This is a genomic window from Saliphagus sp. GCM10025334, assembly GCF_042663485.1.
GTDB lineage: Archaea > Halobacteriota > Halobacteria > Halobacteriales > Natrialbaceae > Natronosalvus.
This window is the reverse complement of the sequence record NZ_JBHTAF010000003.1, coordinates 314,370-339,854: the sequence shown is the minus strand read 5'-3', so window position 1 is coordinate 339,854 and position 25,485 is coordinate 314,370. Positions and strand designations below refer to the sequence as shown.

The 25,485-nt window shown below is 65.8% G+C and carries 31 protein-coding genes; 18 read left to right on the top strand and 13 right to left on the bottom strand.

What is annotated here, in order from left to right; translation table 11 throughout:
- The first annotated feature begins 88 nt into the window (after positions 1-88).
- From ACFQO4_RS13895 to ACFQO4_RS13885, 3 genes are all read left to right on the top strand, one after another.
- Positions 89-1,081: a transcription initiation factor IIB gene (locus tag ACFQO4_RS13895; protein WP_500261480.1), complete on the top strand. Its 993-nt coding sequence runs from the start codon at positions 89-91 to the stop codon at positions 1,079-1,081.
- Positions 1,082-1,303 carry a transcriptional regulator gene (locus ACFQO4_RS13890; protein ID WP_500261479.1) on the top strand — a complete coding sequence of 74 codons (222 nt, stop codon included), beginning with the start codon at positions 1,082-1,084 and terminating at the stop codon, positions 1,301-1,303.
- 112 nt (positions 1,304-1,415) lie between these two features.
- A complete protein-coding gene (locus tag ACFQO4_RS13885; protein WP_500261478.1) occupies positions 1,416-1,871 on the top strand; it encodes a response regulator in 456 nt (151 codons plus the stop codon).
- Between the two features lie 119 nt (positions 1,872-1,990).
- Here ACFQO4_RS13885 and ACFQO4_RS13880 read toward each other — a convergent pair whose 3' ends face one another.
- Positions 1,991-3,379 (bottom strand): bifunctional metallophosphatase/5'-nucleotidase, encoded by a 1,389-nt coding sequence (locus ACFQO4_RS13880; RefSeq protein ID WP_500261477.1) that lies wholly within the window; start codon positions 3,377-3,379, stop codon positions 1,991-1,993.
- A gap of 87 nt (positions 3,380-3,466) precedes the next feature.
- Entirely contained in the window at positions 3,467-5,326 is a 1,860-nt protein-coding gene (locus tag ACFQO4_RS13875) for a MutS-related protein (RefSeq protein ID WP_500261476.1), read from the bottom strand.
- A gap of 164 nt (positions 5,327-5,490) precedes the next feature.
- Here ACFQO4_RS13875 and fer point away from each other — a divergent pair, with 164 nt between their 5' ends.
- Complete coding sequence (gene fer, locus ACFQO4_RS13870) at positions 5,491-6,135, top strand: ferredoxin Fer (protein ID WP_500261475.1); 645 nt, start codon at positions 5,491-5,493, stop codon at positions 6,133-6,135.
- Positions 6,136-6,484: 349 nt separating this feature from the next.
- Here fer and ACFQO4_RS13865 read toward each other — a convergent pair whose 3' ends face one another.
- The gene (locus ACFQO4_RS13865; protein ID WP_500261841.1) at positions 6,485-6,841 is read right to left on the bottom strand and encodes a helix-turn-helix domain-containing protein; all 357 of its coding nucleotides are present in this window, start codon (positions 6,839-6,841) and stop codon (positions 6,485-6,487) included.
- A gap of 111 nt (positions 6,842-6,952) precedes the next feature.
- Between ACFQO4_RS13865 and ACFQO4_RS13860 the strand changes: the two genes are divergently transcribed.
- Positions 6,953-7,663 carry a competence/damage-inducible protein A gene (locus ACFQO4_RS13860; RefSeq protein WP_500261474.1) on the top strand — a complete coding sequence of 237 codons (711 nt, stop codon included), beginning with the start codon at positions 6,953-6,955 and terminating at the stop codon, positions 7,661-7,663.
- Here ACFQO4_RS13860 and ACFQO4_RS13855 read toward each other — a convergent pair whose 3' ends face one another.
- Positions 7,664-7,786, bottom strand: a complete 123-nt coding sequence (locus ACFQO4_RS13855) for a hypothetical protein (protein WP_500261473.1) — start codon at positions 7,784-7,786, stop codon at positions 7,664-7,666. It lies immediately after the preceding gene.
- A 122-nt stretch (positions 7,787-7,908) separates the two neighbouring features.
- Here ACFQO4_RS13855 and ACFQO4_RS13850 point away from each other — a divergent pair, with 122 nt between their 5' ends.
- On the top strand, positions 7,909-9,054 hold the full coding sequence (locus ACFQO4_RS13850; protein ID WP_500261472.1) for an ATP-NAD kinase family protein: 1,146 nt from the start codon (positions 7,909-7,911) through the stop codon (positions 9,052-9,054).
- Positions 9,055-9,201: 147 nt separating this feature from the next.
- Positions 9,202-10,233, top strand: coding sequence for a PhoU domain-containing protein (locus ACFQO4_RS13845; protein ID WP_500261471.1), 1,032 nt, complete (start codon positions 9,202-9,204; stop codon positions 10,231-10,233).
- A 79-nt stretch (positions 10,234-10,312) separates the two neighbouring features.
- On the opposite strand, the gene ACFQO4_RS13840 is transcribed toward ACFQO4_RS13845, so the two are convergent.
- The gene (locus ACFQO4_RS13840; protein ID WP_500261470.1) at positions 10,313-10,609 is read right to left on the bottom strand and encodes a DUF7528 family protein; all 297 of its coding nucleotides are present in this window, start codon (positions 10,607-10,609) and stop codon (positions 10,313-10,315) included.
- Here ACFQO4_RS13840 and ACFQO4_RS13835 point away from each other — a divergent pair.
- On the top strand, positions 10,595-10,783 hold the full coding sequence (locus ACFQO4_RS13835) for a hypothetical protein (protein ID WP_500261469.1): 189 nt from the start codon (positions 10,595-10,597) through the stop codon (positions 10,781-10,783). The two genes, ACFQO4_RS13840 and ACFQO4_RS13835, sit on opposite strands and share 15 nt — an antisense overlap.
- Positions 10,784-10,870: 87 nt before the next feature.
- Here ACFQO4_RS13835 and ACFQO4_RS13830 read toward each other — a convergent pair whose 3' ends face one another.
- On the bottom strand, positions 10,871-12,088 hold the full coding sequence (locus ACFQO4_RS13830) for an LEA/WHy family protein (protein ID WP_500261468.1): 1,218 nt from the start codon (positions 12,086-12,088) through the stop codon (positions 10,871-10,873).
- 201 nt (positions 12,089-12,289) lie between these two features.
- Here ACFQO4_RS13830 and ACFQO4_RS13825 point away from each other — a divergent pair, with 201 nt between their 5' ends.
- The 6 genes from ACFQO4_RS13825 (at position 12,290) to ACFQO4_RS13800 (ending at position 16,053) form a co-directional block, all read left to right on the top strand.
- Positions 12,290-12,475 (top strand): DUF7525 family protein, encoded by a 186-nt coding sequence (locus ACFQO4_RS13825; protein WP_253437202.1) that lies wholly within the window; start codon positions 12,290-12,292, stop codon positions 12,473-12,475.
- Positions 12,476-12,597: 122 nt separating this feature from the next.
- Positions 12,598-12,822 (top strand): DUF7123 family protein, encoded by a 225-nt coding sequence (locus ACFQO4_RS13820; RefSeq protein ID WP_253437200.1) that lies wholly within the window; start codon positions 12,598-12,600, stop codon positions 12,820-12,822.
- Between the two features lie 165 nt (positions 12,823-12,987).
- Positions 12,988-13,416, top strand: a complete 429-nt coding sequence (locus tag ACFQO4_RS13815; protein WP_500261467.1) for an SRPBCC family protein — start codon at positions 12,988-12,990, stop codon at positions 13,414-13,416.
- Between the two features lie 67 nt (positions 13,417-13,483).
- Positions 13,484-14,410, top strand: coding sequence for a carbon-nitrogen family hydrolase (locus ACFQO4_RS13810; protein ID WP_500261466.1), 927 nt, complete (start codon positions 13,484-13,486; stop codon positions 14,408-14,410).
- A gap of 306 nt (positions 14,411-14,716) precedes the next feature.
- A complete protein-coding gene (locus tag ACFQO4_RS13805) occupies positions 14,717-15,424 on the top strand; it encodes a GNAT family N-acetyltransferase (RefSeq protein WP_500261465.1) in 708 nt (235 codons plus the stop codon).
- The gene (locus ACFQO4_RS13800) at positions 15,421-16,053 is read left to right on the top strand and encodes a GNAT family N-acetyltransferase (RefSeq protein ID WP_500261464.1); all 633 of its coding nucleotides are present in this window, start codon (positions 15,421-15,423) and stop codon (positions 16,051-16,053) included. The genes ACFQO4_RS13805 and ACFQO4_RS13800 overlap by 4 nt, the downstream gene beginning before the upstream one ends.
- Positions 16,054-16,087: 34 nt before the next feature.
- On the opposite strand, the gene ACFQO4_RS13795 is transcribed toward ACFQO4_RS13800, so the two are convergent.
- Both ACFQO4_RS13795 and ACFQO4_RS13790 read right to left on the bottom strand, forming a co-directional pair.
- A complete protein-coding gene (locus ACFQO4_RS13795; RefSeq protein WP_500261840.1) occupies positions 16,088-16,387 on the bottom strand; it encodes a DUF5658 family protein in 300 nt (99 codons plus the stop codon).
- Between the two features lie 314 nt (positions 16,388-16,701).
- Positions 16,702-18,489 carry an acyl-CoA carboxylase subunit beta gene (locus ACFQO4_RS13790; RefSeq protein WP_500261463.1) on the bottom strand — a complete coding sequence of 596 codons (1,788 nt, stop codon included), beginning with the start codon at positions 18,487-18,489 and terminating at the stop codon, positions 16,702-16,704.
- A 398-nt stretch (positions 18,490-18,887) separates the two neighbouring features.
- On the opposite strand from ACFQO4_RS13790, the gene ACFQO4_RS13785 reads away from it, so the two are divergent.
- Both ACFQO4_RS13785 and ACFQO4_RS13780 read left to right on the top strand, forming a co-directional pair.
- Positions 18,888-20,057, top strand: a complete 1,170-nt coding sequence (locus tag ACFQO4_RS13785; RefSeq protein ID WP_500261462.1) for a hypothetical protein — start codon at positions 18,888-18,890, stop codon at positions 20,055-20,057.
- A 56-nt stretch (positions 20,058-20,113) separates the two neighbouring features.
- On the top strand, positions 20,114-20,371 hold the full coding sequence (locus ACFQO4_RS13780) for a DUF8119 family protein (protein WP_500261461.1): 258 nt from the start codon (positions 20,114-20,116) through the stop codon (positions 20,369-20,371).
- 91 nt (positions 20,372-20,462) lie between these two features.
- On the opposite strand, the gene ACFQO4_RS13775 is transcribed toward ACFQO4_RS13780, so the two are convergent.
- The 4 genes from ACFQO4_RS13775 to ACFQO4_RS13760 form a co-directional block, all read right to left on the bottom strand.
- Positions 20,463-21,281: an HFX_2341 family transcriptional regulator domain-containing protein gene (locus ACFQO4_RS13775; protein WP_500261460.1), complete on the bottom strand. Its 819-nt coding sequence runs from the start codon at positions 21,279-21,281 to the stop codon at positions 20,463-20,465.
- A gap of 238 nt (positions 21,282-21,519) precedes the next feature.
- On the bottom strand, positions 21,520-22,098 hold the full coding sequence (locus tag ACFQO4_RS13770; RefSeq protein ID WP_500261459.1) for a SprT family zinc-dependent metalloprotease: 579 nt from the start codon (positions 22,096-22,098) through the stop codon (positions 21,520-21,522).
- A gap of 196 nt (positions 22,099-22,294) precedes the next feature.
- Entirely contained in the window at positions 22,295-22,615 is a 321-nt protein-coding gene (locus ACFQO4_RS13765) for a hypothetical protein (RefSeq protein ID WP_500261458.1), read from the bottom strand.
- Between the two features lie 133 nt (positions 22,616-22,748).
- Positions 22,749-23,162, bottom strand: a complete 414-nt coding sequence (locus ACFQO4_RS13760) for a DUF7548 family protein (RefSeq protein ID WP_500261457.1) — start codon at positions 23,160-23,162, stop codon at positions 22,749-22,751.
- A gap of 136 nt (positions 23,163-23,298) precedes the next feature.
- Between ACFQO4_RS13760 and ACFQO4_RS13755 the strand changes: the two genes are divergently transcribed.
- Positions 23,299-23,637, top strand: coding sequence for a DUF5798 family protein (locus tag ACFQO4_RS13755; protein ID WP_500261456.1), 339 nt, complete (start codon positions 23,299-23,301; stop codon positions 23,635-23,637).
- 150 nt (positions 23,638-23,787) lie between these two features.
- The gene (locus ACFQO4_RS13750) at positions 23,788-24,768 is read left to right on the top strand and encodes a PLP-dependent cysteine synthase family protein (RefSeq protein WP_500261455.1); all 981 of its coding nucleotides are present in this window, start codon (positions 23,788-23,790) and stop codon (positions 24,766-24,768) included.
- Positions 24,769-24,869: 101 nt separating this feature from the next.
- Here the strand turns inward: ACFQO4_RS13750 and ACFQO4_RS13745 are convergent, their stop codons facing one another.
- Positions 24,870-25,280, bottom strand: a complete 411-nt coding sequence (locus tag ACFQO4_RS13745) for a CoA-binding protein (RefSeq protein WP_500261454.1) — start codon at positions 25,278-25,280, stop codon at positions 24,870-24,872.
- Positions 25,281-25,485: the final 205 nt, after the last annotated feature.

Sequence of the window (25,485 nt, the reverse complement as noted above, 5' to 3'; positions counted from 1 at the left end):
CGTTCGTTCATGGGTCGCTCCGAAATAGCGCTAGACAACCACAGACGGCCCGGCGGTTCACCGACCGCCGATCGTCGACGATCCACCGATGAACGAGACACTCCTCACCCAGACCGACCAGGAAGCGACCGACCAGCGCGACAGGACCGAGCAGACTGACCGGACGACAAGCGACGCTCGAGTGCGGACGTGTCCGGAGTGCGATGGGCGAATCGCACACGACGCGGAGCACGGCGAGCGGGCGTGCGTCGAATGCGGGCTGGTCCTCGACGACGACGAGATCGACCGCGGCCCCGAGTGGCGGTCGTTCTCCGATGCGGAGGCGAACGCACGAAGCCGCGTCGGCGCGCCGACTAGCGATCTCGTGCATGACAAGGGACTCAGTACCGTCATCGACTGGCGTAACAAGGACGCCTACGGCAATCGTCTCTCGTCTCAGAAGCGGGCACAGCTCCAGCGGCTGCGGACATGGGACGAACGCTTCCGGACGAAGAGCGCCCAGGAGCGAAACCTCAAACAGGCGTTCGGGGAACTCGAGCGCATGGCGTCGGCGCTCGGATTGCCGGACCCGTGTCGCGAGACGGCTGGCGTCCTCTATCGGCGAGCCGTCGAGGAGGAACTGCTCCCCGGGCGCTCGATCGAGGCGATGACGACCGCGTGCCTGTACGCCGCCGCTCGCCAGCACGACACCCCGCGCACGCTGGTCGAGTTCGAGACGGTCAGCCGGGTCGAGAAACTGCCGATCCAGCGGGCCTACCGGTACGTCTCCCAGGAACTCGGGCTCGCAATGGAGCCGGCCGATCCGGTTCACTACCTCCGCCAGTACGCCTCGGACCTCGAGGTCAGCAGCGACGCCGAGCGCCTCGCCCGCGAGATGCTCGAGACGGCGAAGGATCGCGGCGTCCACAGCGGGAAGAGCCCGGCGGGGCTCGCGGCCGCGGCCGTCTACTCCGCGTCGCGTCTGGCGAACGAGACGGTCACCCAGTCGACCGTCAGCGACGTCGCGAACGTGAGCGAGGTCACCATCCGGAACCGCTACCAGGAACTGCTCGAGGTCTACGGCGAACACGGTGACGAGTAGATGCACCAGGCACACCTCGAACGACCGATCCTGCGTGCCCTCGAGACGGAGTCGTCGATGCACGTGATCGACCTCGCCGAACGTCTCGAGGCGCACCCGGTAACAGTGGACCTGGCGTGTGATCGCCTCTACGAGGAGGGGTGTCTGGCTCCGTCCAGCCAGGGCACGTACGCGGTTACCGAGCGCGGACGGCGGCGACTCGAGGCGAGCGTCGATGGCTGAAACGGCGCTCGAGGAAGTGTGCGATTATCCTCGCTCAATTCCACCTGCTACATCCGTGAACCGAAAACGGGCCAGGCGAGCCACTTATACTCTTCCGCCGGCAGATGCAACTATGGGTAGCCGCCCCTCGCCCCCCACCGAAGCGCAACTATTACTGGTCGAAGACAACCCCGGAGACGTACGTCTCATCGAGGAAGCCTTCCGCGACGGCCACATCGCCAATAACCTCCACACGGTCACCGACGGCCAGGCAGCGCTAGACTTCATCCACCGCCGCGGCGAGTACGAGGATGCACCCCGCCCGGACCTCATCTTGCTGGACCTCCACCTGCCGCGAGTGGACGGCGAGGACGTGCTTCACGAAATCAAACACCACGAAGAGCTGGAAGACGTCCCGGTCGTTATTCTGTCGGGAATGGACGAAGACCTCGTCAAGTCGCGCGATCTCGACCACGATGCGGACGAGGATGCGGTCCTCGAGAAGCCGGTCGATCCGGGCGAGTTCGTCGACGTGATTCGCGAGTTCGACGACTTTCGCCTGTCCGTCGTTCGTACCGACGAGAGCTGAGACGTCGAGACGGTATCGTCGAACGCTCGAATGGGTGTGCTACTCGCTACGCGCCGTCTCCGGTGTCGTCTCTCGAGCGTCGAGGAAACTGACGGAATCCCTCTTCCCTCGAGCCGTGCTCAGTCCCTGAGCGACCGAATCGCCTCCGGCGCCTCGTCGACGGTCGCCGTCATGCGCTCCTCGACCGTCGAGAGCCCGTGCCGGTCGACGTACTCGACCAGTGCGGGGTGACATCGGCCGTGGACGTCGACGACGCGGTCTGGCTCGAGCGGGGCGAACAGTCGGTGCTCGAACGCGAACGCCGGCGCGGCCACGGTGTAGGACGCCCCCGGATCCACGGAACCCTCGTCGAGCGTCGCCGACTCGAGTTCGAGGTCACGGTCGGTTCGGCGCCAGCGAACGCGTCCGCCGCTGAGGTGGCCGAACACTTCGAGGTCGGGGCCGGGCGTCGCCAGGCTCTCGAGCAGGGTGGTGACCTCCTCACCGTCCAGCCGGGCGGTTCGGATCTCGTTGTCGAAGGGGACGGCCGACCGGAGGTCGCCGACCGTGACGGCGCCGGACAGCGGTGGCCCAGCCCGCAGGGACATCGCGTTGTACACCGCGAGGTCGGCGTCGGCAGCCCAGCGGATGGCGTCGCCGACGGTGTTGCCGACCGCGCTCTCGGGATAACACTGGTCGACGGTCCGGGGAATCGGCGTCTGCGCTTCGGCGATCGGTTGCTCGAGGCCGAGGTCGGCCCGCAGGTCGCGGTAGGCGTCGGCCACGTCGGTCGCGACCGGGGCGGCGGGCACGTCGTGGAGGTCGGCCATCGGACGGTCGGGAGTCAGCCGAACCTCGGCCAGCAGGCTCCCGCGCTGGCCCGGATGGACCACAAGGGTGCCGTCGACGCGCTCGACTCGAACGTCGTGGACGTGCCCGCCGAGCACGAGGTCGACGCCCTCGAGTCGAGCGACGTCGTCGTCGACGTGGCCGGCGTGTGAGAGGACGACGACGGTCTCCGCGCCGCGGTCTGCCAGCGCGTCGACCGCCCGCTCGACTGCCGGAACCGGATCCTCGACGGTCAGCGACTGGGCGCACGGGTGCGTCCGAACAGTCTCGGGATCGGTGACGCCGACGAAGCCGATTCGGATGCCACCGACGGATCGAATAGCGGTCCGTTCGACGCCCCGCTCGCTGGCGAACCGGTCGCCGGTCGCCGACTCGAGGAGGTTCGCTGTGAGCCACGTCTGCGGGGAGTTCGCGACGACGGATTCGAGGGCGTCCCGGCCGTTGTCGAAGTCGTGGTTGCCGAAGGTCGCCAGGTCGGGTTCGACGGTCCGGTAGAACCGTTCGACGTGGCGACCGCGCGTCTCCATTGAGAGTAGCCCCGGCGCGGTGGTGTCGCCGGTGTCACAGAGCAGGGTCTCGTCGTCCCGACGCTCGCGGATCAGGTGCGCGAGTCGGCCGAGGCGAGCGGGGTCGTCGTAGGCGTTCTCGAGGTCGGAGTAGTGAAGCAGTCGGGGATCCATCGCTTCGGGGTTGCTCGAGGTTTTGCGTTCAAAAACGGTAATTCTACCGGCACATTCGCGGTCGACGGGCCACGGCCGTGACCGCTCCTAGCCGCTCCAGCGCGCGTCCGCGAGCGTCCGCTGGACCACGTCGTTGCCGACCGCCTCGCCCAGCGTCTCGAACCCGGCCCGCTCGCTCCGGTCCTCGGCGTTGGCCACCAGCCGCGAGACGATGAACTCGGGCGTCGACCGGCCCACCGTCCCGAAGCGGGGCTGGTAGTCGACCAGCAACTCGAGGTCGGGGTTCAGCCCCTCGGCGAAGATGCCGTCCACCCTGGCCTCGGGGGGCAGGGGCTCGAGGTCGTCCGCGAGGTGGGTGACGAAGACGCCCAGGGCGTCGCGCTCGACGGTCAGCCGGACGAGTCCGTGGAGCAAGTCGGCGGCGCTTCCGGGTTCGGTGATCGCCTCGAACTCGTCGACGAGCATGAGCGTTCGGCCGCCACTCGAGAGCGGCGGGACGATCGATCGCAGCGTCGACTCGAGGACGCCGGCGTTGAAACTGGCGTGCCGGCGATGGAAGACGAGCGCGTCGACGGGCGTCACCTCGGCGCGGTCGGCCGGGACGGGTAGCCCCATCGTCGCCAGCAGGACCACCTGGCAGAGCGTCTCGAGCAGCGTCGTCTTCCCGCCGCTGTTGGCGCCGGTGAGGACCGCGACGCGTTCGTCACCCGGCAGTTCCTCCGCCGTGACGGGGTTGGTCCTGGCCTCGAGTTCGATCCGGGTCGCGGCGTCGGTATCGCCCCCAGCCTCGAGGGCTTCGATTCCCTCCGTATCGAGCGCGTCGCCCGTCACGCCGTGCTCGCCCAGCGCGTACGTCACCGGCTGTACCGCCTCGCCTCGAGCGGCCAGCGCGACGTTCGTCGCCCGGACGACCGAAACCGCGGCCTCGTCGCCCGTCCGGAACGTCGGCCGAGTGCAGTCGTACGCCAGCGCGAACCGGGCCAGCGAGAGGTGGAACGCGATGTCGTCGACCGTCCCGACCGCCCGGTCGATCGCCTCGCGGGCGTCCTCGAGCGTGGCCTCGAGGTCGCTTCGAACGGTCGCCTCGCGCTCGTTGACGGCACTCGTGAGATCCGATCGCAGGCTCCGGAGGGTGCCGCCGACGAAGTCCGTCGCGTCCGTCGCCTCGGTCGGCATAGCTTCGCGGACCTGGTCGATCGTGACCTGCGTCTCGGAGAGCAGTCGGTCCTCGAAGGCGTCCCGGAAGGCGGTCACGTCGCCGACGCCGTCCGAGCGCAGGTCCTCGATCACCTGGAGGGCGTTGGCGTCCATGTCCTCGACGGCGCCGAGCGCCGAGCGAAGCCGATCGAGTTCCTCGTCCGCCCCCTCCCGGACGCGGCCGTCATCCCCTTCGAGCGCGCCCAGCGCCGCCGCCGCCGCCTCGAGCGCGTCCGTCTCGAGGTCGGCGATGGTCTCGAAGGGGCCGGTCTCGACTCCTGATTCGCACAGCGCGAGCGCGGCCTCGACCGCCGCCCGCTCGCTCCCGTCGCGATCGTCGTAGCGGGCGTACGCGTCGAGGACGGTCTCGCGGTCGTCGTCCGCGAGCGATTCCCAGGCGTCCCGGGCCGCGAGCACGTCGTCGAGTCGGTCCTCCATCGTGTCGACGCTCGTCAGCGGGGTGAGCACGCGGATGCGGTCGGCGGCCCGGTCGGTCACGGCGTGGTCGACCGCCAGGTCGAGGAGTTCCTTGTACGCCGCCCGGGCGTCGCTCGTCGCGAGGGTGTCCATACCGTCCCCGCCGGTCGCCCGCCGAAGGATTCGGGTCGCTCGCCCTCTGGAGAGACCGGCGTCGGTCAACGCCCGTACGTCGCCGCTCTCGATCGCCCTGATCGCCCGCTCGGTCCCCAGCGTGTCGGTGAGGGCTTCGCGGGTCTTCGGCCCGACGCCCCAGTACGCCTCGAGTCGCATACCTCTCCGGTTCGAAGGGAGGACCGTAAAGACTGCGCTCGCCGCCGGCTATCGCAATCGATGCTCGCCACCGGCTATCCAACCAACGGTCGCCACCGGCTATCGCAACCGGCGGGATCGACCGTTGGGACAAAGTATACAACCGCCATCCCGCTAGCCCTACTGTGGAGTCCCCGTTCGACGTCCTGCGAATCGAACCCGGCGCGGACGATGCGGCAATCGAACGCGCGTTTCGCCAGCGGGTGAAGGAAGCCCACCCGGACCACGGCGGGTCGACCGTCGAGTTCAGGAAAGTCCACGCCGCACGCGAGCAACTGCTCGTGGGCGATACCGGGCCGCTCGAGCGTAGCGATTTCGACGTACCCGGAACGAACGGCGGGCCCGAATCCGACGACACCTCGAACACCACCGAGGTCACCTACCTCAACTACGACGCCCTCACCGACCACGGCTGGGCCCTCGAGGACGACGCTCTCCTGGAGAAGGCGGCCGAGGCCGACCTCGCCTCGAGCGACTACGGACGCGTGCAGGTCGACCCCGACGAGACGCTGCTCGAGGCCGCCGAGGACGAGGGATTCGACTGGCCGTACGCCTGTCGGGGCGGTGCCTGTGCGAACTGCGCCGTGGCGATGCTCGAGGGCGACCTGTCGACGCCGGTCGATCACATCCTGCCCGAGGAGATGGTCGACCGTGGTATCCGCCTCTCCTGTGTCGGCCGGCCGCTCACCGACGATGCGACCGTCGTCTTCAACGTCAAGCACCTCCCCGAACTCGACGAACTCAGGTTACCGCCGCGTCCCTTCGAGTGAGGGGGGCTCGTGGGCCGGGTCCCGTATTGGTCTCGGAAGCCGATCCGTTCTACTCGCAATGGGGGCTTAGCTCAGGCAAAACCTCGTATCGAAGTACCGCGAGGGCAGTATCGTTCGTCGAACGAGCCTCACCCACCTCGAGCACCCGTTCGCCGGTCGAGGAGCGAGGATTGTCACTCGAGGGATCGTCGCTGGTACGTCGGTCCAACGAGGCCAACCAAAACCATAGAACGTATAGTAATATGCGCGTAGAAGTGCCGAATTCGTCGAGTGCTCGAGAACGAATCCGAACCGCCTGCATCCGACGACGGCGTGTACGAACGGTCGGTTCCCTTCCTCGACGTCGACGTTACCGCAACTGATCCTGGAGCCGATTCTTCGCTTCCGTTCGGCGTTTCTGAGAGAACTGTGGGCGCTCGGACGAGAAGTCGACCTCGATCTCGTCGAGCGTCCGTCGGTAGATGTTCGTCCGGCGCCCCTCGTTCGAGAGCTGTCGTCCCTCGCACTCGAGCAAGCCGGCGTCGACGAGTTCCTCGATCCGGCGATAGCAGGTCGCGATCGGGACCTCAATGTCCTCGCTCAGGGTCTGTGCGGATTTGGGGGTGTCCGCCGCACAGAGGATTTCCGCGCTGTACTTGCTGCCGAGGGCCGACAGAAGCGCATCTGATTCGCTATTCCGTTGTTCCGTCCAACCACCACGTGTCATCATTGTCTTCGCTATGTGAATTATAAGAATTGAATCTTGTGGCTGTTTCTACCCATGCATTTATATACTCGGGTACGAGCAACCTTTCCACCAGCGGTCCCAACCACGGGTATGAACGTCACGGTCGTCACGGTCGGAGACGAACTGCTCGCCGGACGGACGGCGAACACGAACGCTACCTGGCTCTGTGCCCGGTTCGACGAACAGGGGATCGACGTCGAGCGCGTGACGACGCTTCCGGACCGCGTCGGTGACATCGCGCGCGTCGTCAACGAGTACCGGGCCGAGTACGACGCGGTCGTCGTCACTGGTGGCCTCGGGCCCACCCACGACGACCGCACGATGGAGGGCGTCGCCGCCGCCTTCGGCCGGTCGCTCGAGCGCAACGACGAGGCGCTCGCGTGGCTGGAGTCCGAGGGCGGGTACGCACGCGAGGATCTGACCGCGGGGACGGCCGACCTGCCGCGGGGTGCTCGTCCCCTCCACAACGTCGAGGGGGTCGCACCAGGGTGCGTCATCGAGTCGGTGTACGTCCTTCCGGGCGTGCCCGCGGAGATGGAGGCGATGTTCGCGACCGTCCTCGACGAGTTCGACGGAGAGCCTCGCCACCGCGAGGTCGTCGTCGCCGACGAACCGGAGAGTGCGCTCGTCGGCCGACTCGAGGCGGTCCAGGAGGAGTTCGACGTGGTCGTCGGCAGTTACCCGGGCGAGTCCGTTCGGATCACCGTCCAGAGCCCCGACCCGGCGGAAGTCGAGGCGGCGACGACGTGGCTCCGCGAGCGCGTCGAGGAGGTCGAGGACGTCGAGGAAATCGAGGAGTGATCAGCGATACAGGTACAGGGTCCAGAACGCCGTGATCAGGAGGCTGACAACGAGAACGGTCCAGCCGGCGATCTCGATCGGGAAGTCGCTCGAGGCGAGTACGACGTGCGTGAGGTCGACCATGCCCACACCTGTGTCGTCGCCCTTCTTAACTGTTCAGAAACCGCTCGAGTGCTCGAGCGACAGCACAGGCCGTCGACGAGCGAAGCCACACGGCTTTTTTGCCGCGCGGTCGATGACCGACCATGGACACGCTCGGGGTCGTCGTCAATCCGATCGCCGGCATGGGCGGCCGCGTCGGACTCAAGGGAACCGACGGGAAGGTCGCGGAAGCGCGTCGTCGCGGGGCCGAACCCCGCGCGCCAGAGCGGGCGATCGAAGCCCTCGAGGCGCTCGCACGACGCCGACCCGAGTTGACCGTCTACACCGCCGCGGGCCCCATGGGCGAGGACGCGGCTCGAGCGGCGGGGTACGACCCGGAGGTCGTCTACGAGCCGTCGAGCGTTGTCGGTGGGGGCAGTGAGAGCGATGAAGATACGGGCAATGAGGACAGCGAGACGAACGACCACGACGATTCGCCGGAGACGTCGGCCGACGACACGAAAGCCGCCGTCCACGCGTTCCTCGAGCGCGACGTCGACCTCGTCCTATTCGTCGGCGGCGACGGGACGGCCGTCGACGTGGCCGAGGTGCTCTCCGAGGACGACGAGAGGGAGACGCCAATGCTCGGCGTTCCCGCCGGCGTCAAGATTTACTCCTCCGTGTTCGGCGTTACGCCGGCCGACGCGGGGCGGATCGCCGCCGAATTCGACCGCGTCGAGGATCGCGAGGTCAACGACATCGACGAGGATGCCTACCGCGAAGGCGAGGTCCGGGCCGAACTCCGGGCGGTCGTCCCCGTCCCCGTCGCGAGCGGCGTCCAGTCGAGCAAACAGCTCTCGAGCGGGACCGTCGACGCGCTCGCGGAGGGGTTCGCCGACGAAATCGATCCGGAAACGACCTACGTCTTCGGGCCCGGAAGCACCGTCGGCGCGATCGAATCCGCCCTCGGGATCGACCCCTCGCCGCTGGGCGTCGACGTCTGGCGTGACGGCGAGGTGCTGGCCCGCGATGTGAGCGAGTCCGAGATTCTCGCTGTGCTCGAGGATCCCGCGGTGATCGTCGTCTCGCCCATCGGCGGCCAGGGGTTCGTCTTCGGGCGAGGCAACCACCAGATCTCCCCCGCGGTGATCGAACGGGCGACGGTCGAGGTGGTCGCCAGCGACGACAAACTCGACGGCGTCGGCCAGCTACGGGTCGATACGGACGACGAGGCGGTTGACGAGTCCCTCCGTGGGTGGATGCACGTTCGAACTGGTCGGTTCACGACGCGGTTGCTGAAGGTGGTCTGAGCGGGCAGCAGGTCCGAGTCTCTCGGCTCGACGAGGCGTATAAGGTCGTGCTCGAATGGACCGAGAGACACTAGTACACATGGACAATCTGCAACGAATAATGGGCGTATAGTCAGGACTAAGGTGTGACAGCGCCTACCTCGTGCCATGGAGACGCGGAAAGTTCAGCGGCTCGGGCCGTCCACCCTGGCGATGACCCTCCCGGCAGAGTGGGCCAGCGAGCACGGCGTCGAGAAAGGCGACGAAGTCTCGCTGCGGATGGGCGGCAAGGGAACGTTGACGGTGATGCCCGAATCGGCGAACTTCGGGGAGACCGAGGCCACCATCCGAACCGACAACCTCGACGCCGACGCAGTCGAGCGTGCCATCGTCGCCCAGTACGTCCTCGGTCGGCGCGTTATTCGCATCGAGTGTACCGACGGCGCCCTCGAGTCTGCCCACATCAACGCGGTCTACCGGGCGGAGACTCAGCTCATGGGCCTGGGCGTCATCGAGGAAACACCCGAGAGCATCTCGATCCGGTGTTCGGTCGACCCCGAGGACTTCACCCTCGACAACCTCTTAGAGCGCCTCGAACGAACCGGCCGGACGATGCGCGGGGAGGCGATCAAGGCGCTCGCTCACGGCAATCCCGACCTCGCCCAGCGGGCGCTCAATCGGGAGCGCCAGGCAAACAAGATCTTCGTCCTCCTCCTCCGGTTGATCTTCACGGCCTACCAGAATCCCACGCTCGCCCGCGCGGTCGGCCTCGAGTCGGGCTTCCCCCTGATCGGCTACCGGTCGATCGCGAAGAACCTCGAGTTGACGGCGGACAACGCCGAGGACATCGCCGACATCGTGATGGAAGCGGAGGGCCATACCCTCAACGTCGAGAAGTCGGTGATGCGCGAAATTCGGGAACTCACGGAGGCCGTCGACGAGATCACGGCCCTCGCCGTCGAGTCGGCCGTCGAGCGCAACTACGACAAGACGATCGAGGCCCGCAAACTGTTCCACGAGATCTCCGACCGCGAGCGGGAGATCCTCGCGGACCTGCCCGAGATGCAAAACGAGGACCTCCTGCAGGTCAGGGAGGTGCTGGTCAGCCTCCAGCAGACGGCCCAGTACGCGATTCGAAACGTCGAGATTGCGGCGAACCTGGCGCTGAACGAGGAATCCGAGCACACGACGATCACGTAGGCGAGCCGAGATTCGAGGCTCGTGAGTGCTCGAGGTTCGTGGGAACTCGAGCGATCGAAATCGATCGACAACTACCGTTTTACCGTTTCACCACCTCGAGCGGCCGTCGACTCACGAGTCGGCACTCGAACGCCGGATGCTCGACGAAGTGGCGTACCAGCATGTGGCGCCTCGAGCCCGTGATTTTCGTCCCCTGGCGTCCGACCGCGTCGGCGTCGAACTGGTTCGGAAGGTCGGCGTACAGGGACTCGAGCACCTCGAATGACTCGAACACCTGCTGGTTCCCCGTCGAGTCGGCTCCGCGCCGGGAGACCACGTAGGTGCCGTCCTCGCGCCGGGTGCCGGCGGTGTGGACGTACTCGTGGCGGTCGGTCAACGCGTCGCCGATTGCCGACTGGACCGCCAGGGCCTCCTCGCGAGTGAGGTCGTGGGAGGCGTGCTCGAGGTCCAGCGTGATGCCGCCGCCGTCGCCGGAACGAACGCGAACGGGGATCGAATCGTCGATGGATCGAGCGTGTTCGTGATCGTCTCGACCGTCGCTGGTCGATGAACTATGCGAGAAGAACGCGATCAGGAGCGGTTTGACTCCGTTGCATGGCGGGGTGTACAGGTGCCGGTACCAAAACCCTGTCGCCGGTCAGATACCAAGGAGGCCGTCGTCGTCTCCTTCGTCGTCGCTATCGTCGTCACTGTCGGTCCCGTCTTGATCGTCTGTTTCGTCGCCGCTCCCGTCCCCAGTCTCGTCGTCTGCCCCGTCCTCGGTTCCGTCGTCTGACTCGTTGTCCCCACCGCCACCAGACTCCGCCTCGTCGTCCTCGCCCGCACTCGAGTCCGTTTCGTTTTCCGCGTCCGCACTCGAGTCCGGCTCACTGCCGTCGTCGCTTCCGTCACTGGCCTCATCGTTCCCCCAGATGTCAGTCTCCATCGTCTCCTCGTAGGTCATCGACTCGAGGGGAATCGTGATCGTCGTGCCGGAGGCCAGTTCGAAGGTGGCATCGAACTCGATCCGGAGATCCGAGACCTGGTCGTTCTCGATGTGGGTGACCCACCAGTCGTCGAGGTTCTCGTTCTCGATGCGCGTCGTCGTCACGATCGTCGTCTCCTCACCGGGCGGGAGGACGTACTCGCGGTCGCTCTCGCCGAGGCCAACGGTCACGTCGTTCATCGTGATCTCGTAGCCGAGCTGGCTCGTCGGGATCGCGTAGCTCTTGGGGTTGTAGACGTCGAACTCGAGCCGGAGCTCCGTGTGTTGCTGGTCGACGCCGGCCCACTGGCCTCGCGTGGCGTTGACGTAGAGGATTGGATCCTCGACGAACGCCCGGTTGGCCTCGATCGGTCGAGTCTCCTCGGAGTTGAACGCCGAGAGGAGGTCCGTCTCGACGGTCTGCTCGTTCGTTACCTCGGTCGACCGGCCGACGAGGCCGCTCGAGATGGTCGCATCGATCTCGACGTGGGTCTGCTCGCCGTTTTCGATGTGGGTGACCCACCAGTCGGGAATGCGTTCGTTTCGCATCTTGGTCCGGAGCGATTCCGTCGACGTGCCCGGCTGGACGGTGATGTCCTCGCCGCTCCCGTTGGCCATCTCGACGCCGTTCATCCTGACGTCGTACCGTGCGTCGACATCGGCGGAACCCAGGCCGATCGGGTTCGGATTGTGAATCGTCAGGTCGGTCAGGATTTCGGTTCGTTCGTCGTCGACGTCGCCGAACTCGTTGTCCATCGACTTGAGCGCGGGGACGCCGAGCACCCCCGCACCGAACGCGCCGCCAATGGTGACGGCGACGGCGAGAACGAGGGTTCCCACGATTCGGATCGCGCTCCCGAGAAAGAGTGATCGGAGTGTCTGAAGTACCATGCGTTCGTCGTGAGATCCGTTGGAACCTCGAGACTGTAAACGTGCGGGATTGTCTGGAATAGGTATCGGCGGCTTCGTCGTCGCTCGAGGCGCCTGCGAACGGACGCGCTGGCCCGCCTAGAAGACGGTAATCTCGACGCGAACGGATGGAGTCGCTGACGAATGAATGCAATTAAGGAGGCCCCCACACAACGCGTCAGCATGGCAGACCACACGCAGACGACCGACAAGGGGGTGGGAGTGGGGCTGGTGTTCGGCGCCGTTGCGATCCTCAGCGCACTCGTGATGCTCACGACGGCACCGGAGATCCATGCGGCCTGGGGCTTCGCCGCAGCCGTCACGTTCAGCGCGCTCGCGATCGTCGGCATGCACTTCTACTGGCACTGACCGCATGCTGCTCGAGACAGACGATGGAGAGCGGACGACTGACGGCGGTTCTCTTCGACTCCCATCGGCTGAAACCCCTCTCAAGAGTTAAGGCCACAGACGACCTATCTTACATACGGACGATGACGGACTACTCCGACGAAGAGCAGCGGATAATCTCGTACCTCCGTGAGAGCGCCGCCCGCGGCGAGCAGTACTTCCGTGCGAAAAATATCGCCAAAGCGATCGGTCTCTCTTCGAAACAGGTCGGCGTCCGCCTCCCCCACCTCGCCGAGAAGACCGAGGACATCGACATCGAGAAGTGGGGCCGCGCGCGCTCGACGACCTGGAAGGTCACGATGAGCTAACCGCTCGGTCTCGGATCGAACGGCCACACGGCCACACGGCGGCACGGCCGAACCACCGACACACTCGGGGAGTGTGTCGCCCGTCGGCCAACCGATCGACACGTGCGTGAACGATGGTTCGCTCGATTCACCGTCTTTTTACCAGTTACCCACCGACAAAGGAGTATGACTGTCCGGATCGATCGGTCGTTCGAGTTGCAGGCACCACCCGAGCGCGTCTGGGCGTTCATCGCCGATCCGGAGAAGCGCGCTCGGGCGATTAGCGTCGTCAAAGACTTCACGACGGACGACCCCGACGGCCGACGGGCGACCTGGCACGTCGAGGTTCCGCTTCCGCTGGTGACGCGAACGGTCAGCGTCGACACCGAGGACGTCATCAGGCGCCCGCCGGAGTACGTCAAGTTCGTCGGCCGGTCGAAACTGCTCGACGTCACGGGCGAACACGAGATCACCGAGACGGACGACGGGGGAAGCCGCGTCGACAATACCTTCGTCGTCGACGGTCACCTGCCGGGCGTCGAACGCTTCTTCAAGCGCAACCTCGACGGTGAACTCGAGAACCTGCAGCGCGAACTCGAGCGCGAGGTCGAGTGACCGGGACGCCGACGGGCGGGTCACGGGTACGACAAATGAGACACACACAACGGACTCACACACCACCATGACCGAAAATACCGACGCGGCGGCGGAGGCGACGACAGACGAGCACGGAACGGCCGGGCGCAAGGGTGAGAACGGGGACGTAGACGAGAACGAGGACGTGGGTGAAGACGGAGACGAGGGCATCTCTCTCGCACTCGCTCAACTGGCCGTCGAGGCCGGCGACCTCGAGGGCAACCGCGACCGGGCGGTCGAGGCAATCGAACGAGCGGCCGCTCGTGGCGCCGACCTCGTCGCTCTCCCCGAACTCTTCACGGTAGGGTACTTCGAGTTCGACCTGTACGCGCGCAGCGCCGAACCGCTCGAGGGGGAGACCCTGGGCCGACTTCGCGACGCCGCCGTCGAGAACGACGTCGCCGTTCTCACGGGCAGCTTCGTCGAGGACCTCGCGGCAACCGAGTCGGTGGAGACGCCCGCCGACGAGGGATACGCGAACACCACGGCGCTGCTCTCCTCGTCGGGCGACCTCGAACTGATCTACCGGAAACACCACCTGTTCGGGTACGAGTCCGCCGAAACCGAACTCCTCGTCCCTGGCGAGGCCATCGACACGGCGACGGTTTGCGGGCTCACCGTCGGCGTGAGCACGTGCTACGACCTGCGGTTCCCGGAACTGTACCGACGGCTGGTCGACCAGGGCGTCGAGTTGATCCTGGTGCCGAGCGCGTGGCCGTACCCACGTCTCGAGCACTGGCAGACGCTATCTCGAGCGCGAGCGATCGAGAACCAGTGTTACGTGGCGACGATCAACGGGTCGGGGTCGTTCGAGGAGGCCACGCTGCTCGGACGGTCGACCGTCTACGACCCCTGGGGGACGGTACTGGCCTCGAGCGGGGACGACCCGGCCCTGGTGATGGCTGACGTCGACGCGGGGGCCGTTTCGAACGTCCGGTCGCGGTTTCCGGCCCTGCGAGATCGGCGACTGTAGTCTACGCTGCCGAGACCACTGGGTTTTTATTCGCTCGCCACCCACCTTCCGATGCCGGTTACAAGACGCTTTTCACGTCACGACCGGCATTGCGCGTCGTCTCGGCCCGTCGCGCCTCGTTCCCGGGAAACGAGGCCAACCCACCGCCTCGCCCACTCCTTTCGCCACTCGATTTCTCCTATCCCCTCGAGACTGCTGTCGCTACACTCTCGTGAACGATGACGACGAACTCGCGCAACAACACCTATTGTGACTGACTAACACACCCTGGGTAGTGCTTTTTACCCTCCGTCCGTCTCGGTCGGTATGACCGTGCTCTTTCCCGAGGTGATCGAAACCGACCGGCTCCGTCTCGAGGCGCTCCACGTCGATGAGACCCACGCCGACGACCTCTTCGACCTCTACGAGATCTGCTCGTCGGATCCGGGTATCGAGGACGTCACCGAATACGTCACCTGGGATCCGCACCGAACGCCGAAGGAGACCCTCGAGTTCCTCGAGTACGTCAGCGAGAAGTGGGACGACTCGAGCGGCGGCTCCTACGCCGTCTATTTGCGGGACGGCGAGGACGGCGCGGGCGAGTTCGCCGGCGACGCCGGCTTCTCGGTCGACTGGGAGAAACGAACCATGACGCTCGGGGTCTGGTTCCGCAAGCGCTTCTGGGGTCGCGGGTACTCCGGCGAGCGCGCAGCCGCGTTTATGGAACTCGCGTTCAAGCGTCTGGACCTCGAGCTAGTGGCTGTCACGGCGCTGGTCGACAACGAGAAGTCGAACCGCGCAATCGAACGCTACACCGAGGCCCACGGCGGCGGTCGCGACGGGCTCCTCCGCAACTGGCGCGTCGAGAACGGCGAGCCAATCGACCTGTATCGCTACAGCGTCTCCCAGGAGGAGTACCGCGAGTGCGAGGATCGGCCGGACGTGGGCGTCTCGTTTTCGGACGAGGCTCGAGGGCGACTCGACGCGGGGGTACGGGAAGAACGAACGGACGAGGATGCAGACCGGGGCCGATGAGCCACCTCTTTCCCGACGCCATCGAAACCGACCGCCTCCGCCTGGAGCGACTCTCGAGCGAGACGGTCGACCCCCTCGCGTACTACCGGATCTGTGGCTCGGATCCGGCCATCGACGACGTGACGAGGTACACGCCCTGGGACCTACACGAGACGCCGAACGAGACCCTCGAGTTTCTCGAGAACCGCGAGGACGCCTGGAACGAGTCGCGGTCGGCGGACTACGTGATTCGACCGCTGGACAGCCAGGGCGAGGCCGACGAAATCGCCGGCACCTGCGGCCTCGGCGTCGACTGGGCGAAGCGAACCGGCGACCTGGGGATCTGGCTCCGCGAGCGCTTCTGGGGCCGGGGCTACTCGGGCGAGCGGGCCGACGCGCTCGTAACCCTCGCGTTCGACCAACTCGACCTCGAGGTCGTCTCGGTGCTCGTCCGGGCGGACAACGAGCGCTCCCTGCACGCGTGTGATCGGTACGTCGAGCGCCTCGGCGGAAGCCGGGACTGCCGGCTTCGGAACTGGTGGACGATGGCCGTCGACGAACCGACCGACGCGGTGCGGTACACGATCACGCGAGCGAACTACGACCCGACGAAGAGGCGGTCGGCGGTGTCGCTCGAGGCGAGTCGGTGAGAGACAGCCCTCCTCCCCTCGGACCGCCGTGCACTCAGAGGACTGTCGTGATCAGGTAGACGTTGAGCACCACGGCCGTCACCCACGGCAGCGCCAGCGCCGCCGGGATAATCGGTCGGTACCCTCGTTCGAGGACGGTCCGGCAGACGAGCGCGACGAGAACGGCGCCCGCCTTGAGCGCGAGCATCCCGAGGAGTCCCCAGTTATCGATCACCCCTCGGGCGACAGGGTTGGACTCCGCGAGGCCGAGCTGGAGGCCGACGAACGTCGTGACGACATCGCCGACGAGCGAAACGGCGACCACCAGCCAGAGGATGGTCTCGAGGCCGTCCATCCGGGCCGTCTCGAGTCGAAGGCGACGAGACTGCTGGACCCGAGCGCGGAGGCCGTCCGTGGACATACGCTCCCTGCCGGAATCGAACCGGCGCGAACCAGCGAGAGCGTCTCCCGCTACCGCGGAGCCGGCTATTGTTATGGAGTCTCGAGGACAGTGTACGCTCGAGTTACTGGCGAGTAAGCGGACGCTACAGGCCTCGAGGAATCGTAGTCGGCCGGACTCGCAAGCTGGCGTCGCCCCCACTCGCAGACGAGTGCGTCGAAATACGCGTCGAGTGACCGCCTATCGGCTCACAAAATGTGCCTATTGGATCACAGAATCGTCCCGTGTTTCTTGCTCGGCAGATCCTTCTCGAGGCCCTCGTAGAACGCGAAGCGGTTGGCCAGTTCTTCACGGAGCGAACTCGGGGGGACGATCTCGTCGACGACGACCTCGCTGGCCATGCGGTGGATGTCGATGTCCTCGCGGTACTCCTCGCGGAGGCGGGCTTCCTCCTTAGCACGCTCGTCCTTGTCGTCGATCTCGGCGAGCTTTCGAGCGTAGACGGCGTTTATCGCCGCCTCGGGGCCCATGATGGCGATTTCGCCAGACGGAAGGCCGATGATGCTCTCGGGATCGTAGGCCGGGCCACCCATCGCGTAGATACCCGCGCCGTATGCCTTCCGGACGATGACCGTCTGTTTTGGGACCGTTGCCGACGAGGTGGCGTAGATGAACTTCTTCCCCTTCTCGAGGATGGCGTCTTTCTCGACCTGGGAACCGGCCATGAAGCCGGGCGTGTCACACAGGTACAACAGCGGAATGTTGAACGCGTCGGACTTCCAGATGAACTCGGCGGCCTTCTCGGCGGCGTCGGGGAAGATGGCTCCCGCGCGGTGGGCTGGCTGGTTGGCGACGATGCCGACGGGGCGGCCGTCGATCCGGGCGTAGGCCGTGATGATCTCCTTGCCGTAGTCGGGTTTCAGCTCGAAGTAACTGCCCGCGTCGACGACCCGCTCGATGACGTCGACCATGTCGTAGCCCCGATTGGGGTGCTGGGGAACGATGGAGTCGATCCCCTCCGGGGACTTCACGGGCGCTCGAGGCTCGCTGCGGGGCGGGTTCTCGTCGGCGTTGTCGGGCAGGTAGGTGACGAGCTGGGCGACGAGCTCCCGGGCGTGTTCCTCGTCCGTGGCGACCAGGTCGGCCGACCCAGATTCGCTGGCGTGAACCTGTGCGCCGCCGAGCTCTTGCATGCTGATCTCCTCACCGGTGACCATCTGAACCATCCGTGGGGAGGCGATCGCCATCGCGGACATCCCCTCGACCATGATGGTGAAGTCGGCGAAAACGGGCGTGTAGGCTGCCCCGGCGATGCAGGGGCCGTAGAGGACGCAGATCTGTGGGACGCGCCCCGAGAGCATCGAGTGGTTGTAGTAGTACTTACCGATCCCCTCGCGATTGGCGAAGAAGCCGGTCTGCTGGTCAATTCGCCCCCCGGAGGAGTCCATCAGGTAGAGCACCGGCTGGCCGGTCTTCAGTGCGCGCTGTTGCATCCGAAGGAACTTCTCGACGCCTTTGGCGGCCATCGATCCTCGCTTGACGGTGTAGTCGTTGGCCATGAAGTGCAGGTCCCGACCCTCGAAGGTGGCTGCGCCCGTGATCAGCGCGTCCGCGGGGAGGCGGTCGTCCGCGTCGAACTCCGCGAACTTCCCGTCCTCGAAGAGGAACTTGCTGTTCTCGCCGTCGAACCAGAGGTCGATCCGGTCGCGAACGAACAGTTTCCCCTCCTCGGGGAGCTGTTCCTTGTACTTCTCGTGGCCCCCCTCGAGGATCTCCTCGATTTCCTCGAGGAGTTTCTCCTCGCGTTCGGTCGGGCCGAGGTCGTCCTCCGTGTCGGACGCCGTGGCGACAGCCCGATTGGTGGCTGGGGCGCCTGTGGTGCCGTCGCCGTCGGTCGAACTCGAGGTCGAGGCCGAATCTGGCGGCGAGACGACGGCGGCCGGTTCCTCCCCGTCCCCGACGTACACCTCGACTTCGTTCCCGACGTACTCGGCCAGCGCTGTCCCGATCGCCGACGCCTCCTCGTCGGACGCACCCGGTCCGATACGAACGTTCATGGCAAATTCTGCGAGGAGGGGGGAAAAACCGTTTTCCCTTTCGCCCGGTCACGAGGTTCGTGATACCGTATCGCATTCCTCGAGACAGTCTCCCGACGTATCGTACTGCATCCCTCGAGGCGATCACTCTGCGCGTCAGCGAGTAAGGTGAGCGGAACGATCGGGAGCGCCGCGAAGCGACAGCGAGACGAGGGCGAGACAGGGGTCGGTTCCGGAAGATCGACCCTCGTGACCACCGCCACAGTTGCACACTTTCGACGTGTATCCCCGGAATCACGCAAGTACACCAATTTAGTGGGTAAGTGTGGATTGTTCGATCTGTGCACTCGACCTGTCGCTGTACGGGAGAATTAGCTTTCCCCATTGGAGGGCCATCTACGCTCGTCTCTCGAGCCACGATGAGTTCTGATACCGACGGGTCGACCGAACAGCGACTGGCGTCTCTCCGCGAGCGGGTCGCTCGCGGCATGGACCGGCGGGAATTCATCCGGACGCTCGTCGCGGCGGGGTACAGCCTCGGCCTGGCTCGCTTCCTCGGCGTCGACGACTTCCTCGCTGCGGCGGACGGCGAGGTTCCCGTCGTCACGGCCCTCGTTCGGACGGACCCCGACGACCCGTGGTCCGTCGACACCCGGACGCGATCGGTGCCGGCGTCGTGGTACGCGAGCGTCTCCAAAGCGTTCGAACTCAACGAACTTCTCGCGGAGTCGACGATCACCGGCTACCTCGGGAGTGCCGTCGTCCCGGGAACGTACGACGACGGTGGCGCGACGATCACGGTCGAGGTATCCGTCGAAGCCGACGCCGTTCGCGAGGTACTCGATCGAGCCGTCGACGGCGTGTCGATCAACGTCGATACCATTCGAAACCTCGACGGACTCGAGGACGACGTCAAACGCGAGCCCCGTCGAGCCCGCGACCCGGCGTCGACGCTCGTTCCGGCCGGCATCTCCTGTGAGACCGATACGAGCATCGCCACGCTCGGACCGGCGCTGTACGAGCCTGGGACCAACTCCCGCTACTTCTCGACCGCCCACCACGCGTTTGACGGCGTCGAGGACGCGCGCGGGGCGACCGTCTCGCTCCCCTTCGAGAACGGCCAACGAACGAAACTCGGAACGGTCACCGAGAGCTATCCGGTTGCGGACGTCGTAACCATCGAATCGACGGGTCCGTACCGACCGAGCAGCACGATCGAGGGAGACCGCCGGTACGACATTCAGGGGCAGTTCACCCGGTACGGCCTGGCCGACCTGGTCGCCCGCGACGAACCCCTCGAGAAGGTCGGCGCGCTCACCGGTCAGACGAGCGGCGAGATCCAGGGGATCGACGCCGTCTCCTGTCTCACCGGCTCGGTGTGTCGACGCGGCCAGTTGCGATGGGGCGACGAGACGGACATGGCCGACGGCGACAGCGGGTCGGTGAGCTTTCACGCCGATCCGGTCGGCGACGACGGGAGCGTTCTCATCGCGGGCTTCAACAACGCCCGAACCTGGTGGCCCGGACAGAGCTACGTCTGGGGAATCGCGGCCTATCAGCTGACCGAACAGCACGGGTTTCACTTCTGAACGCACGTCAAAGCCAACGCCAACACCATACCAGCCCACGAGAGCAGCCACTACCAATGACCACCACACCACGACGACACGACTCGACCGACGGCGCGCGAACGTATCGGACGCTCGTCCTCGGCTGGATCCGCCTTCTCGCGGATCTCGCCATTCTCACCCTCTGGACGGTCTTCCTGGCACTCCTCTTCCTCGAGACGGCCTGGCCAAGGTGGGCGTTCTACGTGCTCCTCGTCGGCGGGGCGGCAGGGTACGTTGCCATCACCGCTCCCTGGGTCCGCGCGGGTGCGGTGACTCGACGGGCCGAGGAGTAGAATCGGACTCGCCGCGCTGACTCGTCGAGCAGACGGAGAGGACGGGAGTCACCGTCACTCGTCGAGCAGTCGGAGAGGACGGGAACCGCCGTCACTCGCCAGGATAGTTCTCGGCGTACTCGAGTTTGTGCTTGAACGCCCGGTACGCGTTTTCGCCCTGTTCGGTGAGCGTGATCACGCGGCGCCGACCCACCGACTCGATCTCGACGTAGCCGTCGGTCTCGAGGGGATCCAGAACGTGCGTATCGAGGACGCGAAAGGCACCTTTGTCCTCGCCGCCGGAGTGATCCTCCGGCGGGGCGCGATCGGCCATAAACGAGAGGCCGACATCCCGGGCGAACTCGATGCAGTCTTTCTTCTTCGGTGGCGTCGTCCGGTCCTCGTGATAGCCGTCCCAGGACGCGGGATCGGCGAGAAAGCCCATGATCGCGATCTGGTCGCGGGTGGGCGACTCGATCGGATATGTCGGGAGGCCGTAGACGTCCGCGGCCCCGTTCGAGATCGGTGCCTGCGTCGGATCGTGTGCGTAGCCCTCGGGTTCGACGTAGTAGGCGGTCGCGTCGGTCGAGACGTCCATGCAGGCCATGGTCGCGCCGATGGCCGCGATGGTGCCGCCGCCGGAGACGTTCACGGAGACGGAATCGGTCGCGTGCTCGTCGGCCAGGGTCGTCACCTCCCCGAGGACGGCGTAGACGTCCGTCAGATCGCACTCGCGACGACGAACCGTGGCTGCGGCCGACTCGAGGTCCGAAACGAGTTCCTCGCGGTAGTCGGGGACGACCCGGTCCGGATCGTCGGTCGGGTGCTCGAGGAGGTAGACGAGGTCGGCCCGCTGGTCGCAAATCGGCTCGAGGACGCGGTCGAACTCGTAGCCGAGGGGCACGATGTGTACGCGCTTGACGACGTCCATACGACGACCGCCCACGGCAGGGAGATAACTGTACGGGATTCCCTCCTGATCCGACGAGTGCAGGGTATTCGGGATTGGTCGTCGAGTACCGAGAACCGAGCACTAGGCATCGGACAACGAGCATCAGACACCGAACGACGAACCTCGAGCACCGAGAAAAGACACTGAATCCCAGGCGTTCCCAGCAAGCAGACGCCTCGAACCCTCGGATTGTCCCTCGAGATCACGTTTCCTCTCGCTACCAGTCGTCGCCGAGGGCGGCCTTCGCGCCGCCGTACTCGCTCGCGGTCGTCCAGCGCCGACCGCTCTCGGCGTGCTCGACGGCGTAATCGCTCCCGCAGTTCCCACAGCGGTACCGTTCGGGCGTCGTCACCGGGGCCGACGCACGGTGGCGACTCGCTCGCCAGTCGCAGTCGTCGTTCAGACAGCGCAGGACGTACCGCGGCTCCGAAAACGAGGGGCAGTGACGCGGGGCCTCGAGTTCGGCAGCGACGCGGCGGAATCGCTCGCCGTGACCCGACTCGCCGAAGTGCTGGTACTCCCAGGCGTGAACCAGTTCGTGACGAACGACCGCGGCGAAGGTCTCCCAGTCGTAGGCCTCGTAAGCCCGCCGCGAGAGCACGATGGTCGCCACCTCGCGGTCGGCGTGCCAGCGACAGGCTCCCGCCCGGCGCTTCGCTCGCGCCGAGACGTCCCACTCGAGGCGATCCCAGTCGACGTCGCTGTCGACGTCTCGCGCGTGGATCCGGGCGCGAGCGAGGAGTTCGTCGTCGATGGTGGGCGACGGATCGGTGTCGCTCGAGTCGGCGTCGGACACGGGTTACCGACCGCGACGAATTCTCGAGACGTAGTCGTTACGGTCGTGACCGCGTCCGCTCGAGGCTGTTATCGGTGGTCGGCGACTGGGTGTGTTACGCCAGGTCTCGCGGTCGCCGCCGCCCTCGCCGTCGCTGTTGCCGTTACCGTCGGCGTCGCTGTCGCTGGTCGCGCAATAGAGCGAAGGAACGAGACGATTAGTTTGTGACGCCGTAGTCGACGTGAACCGTCGGGACGCTCGTCGACTCGGGGGCGGTGTTTCCGTTCCAGTCGACGACGCGCACGTTCGCCATCTCCCCGGAGAATCGGAATCGCCTGACACCGGTGTCGACCGCACCTTCGGCGACGCCTCCAGAGACGACGGTGGCCGACTCGGTGGGTTCGTCGTCGACCATCTCGAGGTCGCCGTCGACCGTGATTTCGAAATTCGAGGGGACCCCGCGACCGACGATGGTCACGAGGTGTGGGAGGGTGGAGTGGTGCTGTACGTCGTCTGCTGCCGGAGTGTCACGTGCCATACCCGATAACCTGAGTAGCGCGTCATAAGCTTTCCTGTCGAAATATTGGTAGAACAGGTAGACTGTGACGGAGACGATAGTTTTCAGCCTGCTGAATCGTGTTCGGGAGAAGTGAGAACGGACCGAAGCAGAGTCAGACGAGGTCGAGCGTCCAAGCGTACCAGACGGCGGCAGCGGGAATCACGGCCGAAATCGCGGTCGTGAGCCAGCGATGGTACACGAACCAGTCGGCGCCGGGCTCGAAGACGACGTTTTCGGGGACCGAAACGGCCCAGAGGGCCGTCACGGCAAACAGGACCAGTCCCAGGACGAGCGTCACGCCGGCGACCAGGTCCGGTTCGGTCCTGGCCTGTCTCCCCGCCGCAAAGAGGACGACGGCGACGAGCGCGAACAGCGAGAGCAGGTTCGGGCCAGCGATCCCGGCGGCGTAGTACACCTCGAGGACGCCAGTCTCGGCCTCGAGGAGGACGTACGGCGCGAGTGCGGCGAACACGTACGCGAGCGCCGCAACGACCCCGAGCGTGGGCGGTCGCTGGTGTGGGTACATGCTCGAGGGATCGAAGGCGGATCGTTTAATTGCGGCGATTGCTGACCCCTCACGCGAACTGGGAGGCGAGAACGAGCGGGTACGCGCCGCGAGACGGAAGACAACACTCAACCCGCTGGCGCTCGCATCGGCTGGTATGGGACTCGGCAGTACGGCCAAGAAGATCCAGAGCCTCTCGGATCGCGCGGAAGCTATGTATCGCCAGGTGCAGGAACTCCAGCAGCGAATCATCCACCTCGAGGAGGAAGTCGACGATACCCACAACACGGTGACGAAACTTGACCACAACATCACCGAACAGCGGGCGCTCCTCCTCGCGATTGCCGACGAGCACGGGATCGACGGCGAGCAGATCCTCGCCGATGCGGCGATCGACGACCCGGAGGGAACCGACGACGAGGCGGAATCAACCCAGACGGAAGGGGAGGCGGAAGGAGACGCAGACACCGACGCGCCGACCCAACCGAGCGAGTAACGACCGACTTCGACCGGTCGTCGGTATCGGTCACCACTGGAGTCAGACGTTTCGATTCAGCGCTCCTTTTCTGCGGTTCGCGCTCCGAACTGGCGCGGGCGCCAGTGGTGATGAGAAGACCTAACAACAGGGGTAACATTTGCCAGCACGATGACGACCTACGAGCGACCGTTGGATTCGGTGCTCGAGACGATCGGTGAGACGCCGCTCGTGCGGATCCACGAGGGACCGACCGACGTCCCGATCTACGCGAAACTCGAGACGTTCAACCCGGGGGGAAGCGTCAAGGACCGTATCGGCCGCTACATGCTCGAACGGATGCTCGAGCGTGGCGACGTCGAACCCGGTGGAACGATCATCGAACCGACCGCCGGCAACACCGGTATCGGCATCGCCGTCGCCGCCGGCCAGCTGGGGCTCGACGCGATTTTCGTCGTCCCCGAGCGCTTCAGCGTCGAGAAACAGCAGTTAATGGCCGCGCTCGGCGCCGAGATCATCAACACGCCGAGTTCGGACGGGATGGACGGGGCGATCGAACGCGCCCATCAGCTGGCGGAGGAACTCGACGACGCCGTCGTCCCCCAGCAGTTCTCGAACCCGCTCAACACCGAAGCACACTACGAGACGACCGCCCCCGAAATCTACGAGGCCCTCGACGGGTCCGTCGGCGCCGTCGTCGCTGGCTGTGGGACGGCCGGGACTCTCATGGGTCTCGCCCGCTACATCCGTGAACAAAATTCCGAAACCTACGTCGCCGCCGTCGAACCAGAGGGCTCCCTCTACGGCGAATTCCTCGGCGAGGATCGCGAAGAGGGCGAGTACAAGATCGAGGGAATCGGCACGCACAACGTCGAGACGAACGAACTGTTCGATCCCGACCTCGTCGACGATGTCTTCGCGGTCGGCGACCGGGCGGCCCACGACGAACTCGCACGTCTCGCCGCCGAGGAGGGCCACCTCGTCGCCTCGAGCGCCGGCGCGGCCAGCGTCGCCGCGCGACACGTCGCCGAGGGGATCGCCAGCAGCGAGATCGACGCCCCCCACGAGTCGGTCGTCACGGTGTTCCCCGACTCGAGCGAGCGCTACCTCTCGAAGGGGATCTATCGCTCGTTCGAGGAGTGGGAAGGCTGAGACGACGCGGATCAGTCCGTCCGCTCGATCCGTCCGTACGTCTGTCCGCTCGGTTCTCCCGTGTGTCCGTCCACTCCACTCGTTTCCGACACGGCCCGAAACTACGCCATCAGTCGCCGGTGCTCGACCTTCATACACCGGTCCTGGACGACCGTTCGACCCGCGTCTTCGGCTCGCTCGGCGGCGTCCTGATCGACAATTCCTAGCTGGGTCCAGATGACGTCGGCGTCCGCCCGCTCGAGGGCCGAATCGACGATACCCGAAACCTCCTCACTGGGTCGAAACACGCAGACGACGTCGATCTCCTCATCGACGTCGGCGAGTTCGTCGACCGCCTCGCGACCGAGGAGTTCGTCGGCGTACGGATTGACCGGGATCACGTCGTAGCCGTGCTGGTGTAAGTAGGTCGGCACGTCGTGGGCCGCCTTTCCGGGCGTACCCGAGCAGCCGACGACCGCGATCGTCTCCCGCTCGAGAATCTCCCGCAACGTGGCATCGTCGGTTACTGGCATAGCGTCCGGTTTGTGCTGGAGGTGGGTCAACGTGTCTATTTCTGGGTGGACGGGTGCCAGGTAGGGTCGTGCCGGGGATTCGATGGGGACTTGGTGGGGCTCGACGGAGACTCGATGATCACTCGAGTCGAAGGGACCCTCGATCAATCAGCAGCCGAACGATAAGACTAGGTGGAAACGTGGCTCCACTTGAGACGCACCATCG

Bases quoted from the DNA above. Each gene is read 5' to 3' on its own strand.
- ACFQO4_RS13895 (WP_500261480.1), top strand. From the start codon at position 89: ATGAACGAGACACTCCTCACCCAGACCGACCAGGAAGCGACCGACCAG.
- ACFQO4_RS13890 (WP_500261479.1), top strand. From the start codon at position 1,082: ATGCACCAGGCACACCTCGAACGACCGATCCTGCGTGCCCTCGAGACG.
- ACFQO4_RS13885 (WP_500261478.1), top strand. From the start codon at position 1,416: ATGGGTAGCCGCCCCTCGCCCCCCACCGAAGCGCAACTATTACTGGTC.
- ACFQO4_RS13880 (WP_500261477.1), bottom strand. From the start codon at position 3,379: ATGGATCCCCGACTGCTTCACTACTCCGACCTCGAGAACGCCTACGAC.
- ACFQO4_RS13875 (WP_500261476.1), bottom strand. From the start codon at position 5,326: ATGCGACTCGAGGCGTACTGGGGCGTCGGGCCGAAGACCCGCGAAGCC.
- ACFQO4_RS13865 (WP_500261841.1), bottom strand. From the start codon at position 6,841: ATGACACGTGGTGGTTGGACGGAACAACGGAATAGCGAATCAGATGCG.
- ACFQO4_RS13860 (WP_500261474.1), top strand. From the start codon at position 6,953: ATGAACGTCACGGTCGTCACGGTCGGAGACGAACTGCTCGCCGGACGG.
- ACFQO4_RS13855 (WP_500261473.1), bottom strand. From the start codon at position 7,786: ATGGTCGACCTCACGCACGTCGTACTCGCCTCGAGCGACTTCCCGATC.
- ACFQO4_RS13850 (WP_500261472.1), top strand. From the start codon at position 7,909: ATGGACACGCTCGGGGTCGTCGTCAATCCGATCGCCGGCATGGGCGGC.
- ACFQO4_RS13845 (WP_500261471.1), top strand. From the start codon at position 9,202: ATGGAGACGCGGAAAGTTCAGCGGCTCGGGCCGTCCACCCTGGCGATG.
- ACFQO4_RS13830 (WP_500261468.1), bottom strand. From the start codon at position 12,088: ATGGTACTTCAGACACTCCGATCACTCTTTCTCGGGAGCGCGATCCGA.
- ACFQO4_RS13825 (WP_253437202.1), top strand. From the start codon at position 12,290: ATGGCAGACCACACGCAGACGACCGACAAGGGGGTGGGAGTGGGGCTG.
- ACFQO4_RS13820 (WP_253437200.1), top strand. From the start codon at position 12,598: ATGACGGACTACTCCGACGAAGAGCAGCGGATAATCTCGTACCTCCGT.
- ACFQO4_RS13815 (WP_500261467.1), top strand. From the start codon at position 12,988: ATGACTGTCCGGATCGATCGGTCGTTCGAGTTGCAGGCACCACCCGAG.
- ACFQO4_RS13810 (WP_500261466.1), top strand. From the start codon at position 13,484: ATGACCGAAAATACCGACGCGGCGGCGGAGGCGACGACAGACGAGCAC.
- ACFQO4_RS13805 (WP_500261465.1), top strand. From the start codon at position 14,717: ATGACCGTGCTCTTTCCCGAGGTGATCGAAACCGACCGGCTCCGTCTC.
- ACFQO4_RS13800 (WP_500261464.1), top strand. From the start codon at position 15,421: ATGAGCCACCTCTTTCCCGACGCCATCGAAACCGACCGCCTCCGCCTG.
- ACFQO4_RS13795 (WP_500261840.1), bottom strand. From the start codon at position 16,387: ATGGACGGCCTCGAGACCATCCTCTGGCTGGTGGTCGCCGTTTCGCTC.
- ACFQO4_RS13790 (WP_500261463.1), bottom strand. From the start codon at position 18,489: ATGAACGTTCGTATCGGACCGGGTGCGTCCGACGAGGAGGCGTCGGCG.
- ACFQO4_RS13785 (WP_500261462.1), top strand. From the start codon at position 18,888: ATGAGTTCTGATACCGACGGGTCGACCGAACAGCGACTGGCGTCTCTC.
- ACFQO4_RS13780 (WP_500261461.1), top strand. From the start codon at position 20,114: ATGACCACCACACCACGACGACACGACTCGACCGACGGCGCGCGAACG.
- ACFQO4_RS13775 (WP_500261460.1), bottom strand. From the start codon at position 21,281: ATGGACGTCGTCAAGCGCGTACACATCGTGCCCCTCGGCTACGAGTTC.
- ACFQO4_RS13765 (WP_500261458.1), bottom strand. From the start codon at position 22,615: ATGGCACGTGACACTCCGGCAGCAGACGACGTACAGCACCACTCCACC.
- ACFQO4_RS13760 (WP_500261457.1), bottom strand. From the start codon at position 23,162: ATGTACCCACACCAGCGACCGCCCACGCTCGGGGTCGTTGCGGCGCTC.
- ACFQO4_RS13755 (WP_500261456.1), top strand. From the start codon at position 23,299: ATGGGACTCGGCAGTACGGCCAAGAAGATCCAGAGCCTCTCGGATCGC.
- ACFQO4_RS13750 (WP_500261455.1), top strand. From the start codon at position 23,788: ATGACGACCTACGAGCGACCGTTGGATTCGGTGCTCGAGACGATCGGT.
- ACFQO4_RS13745 (WP_500261454.1), bottom strand. From the start codon at position 25,280: ATGCCAGTAACCGACGATGCCACGTTGCGGGAGATTCTCGAGCGGGAG.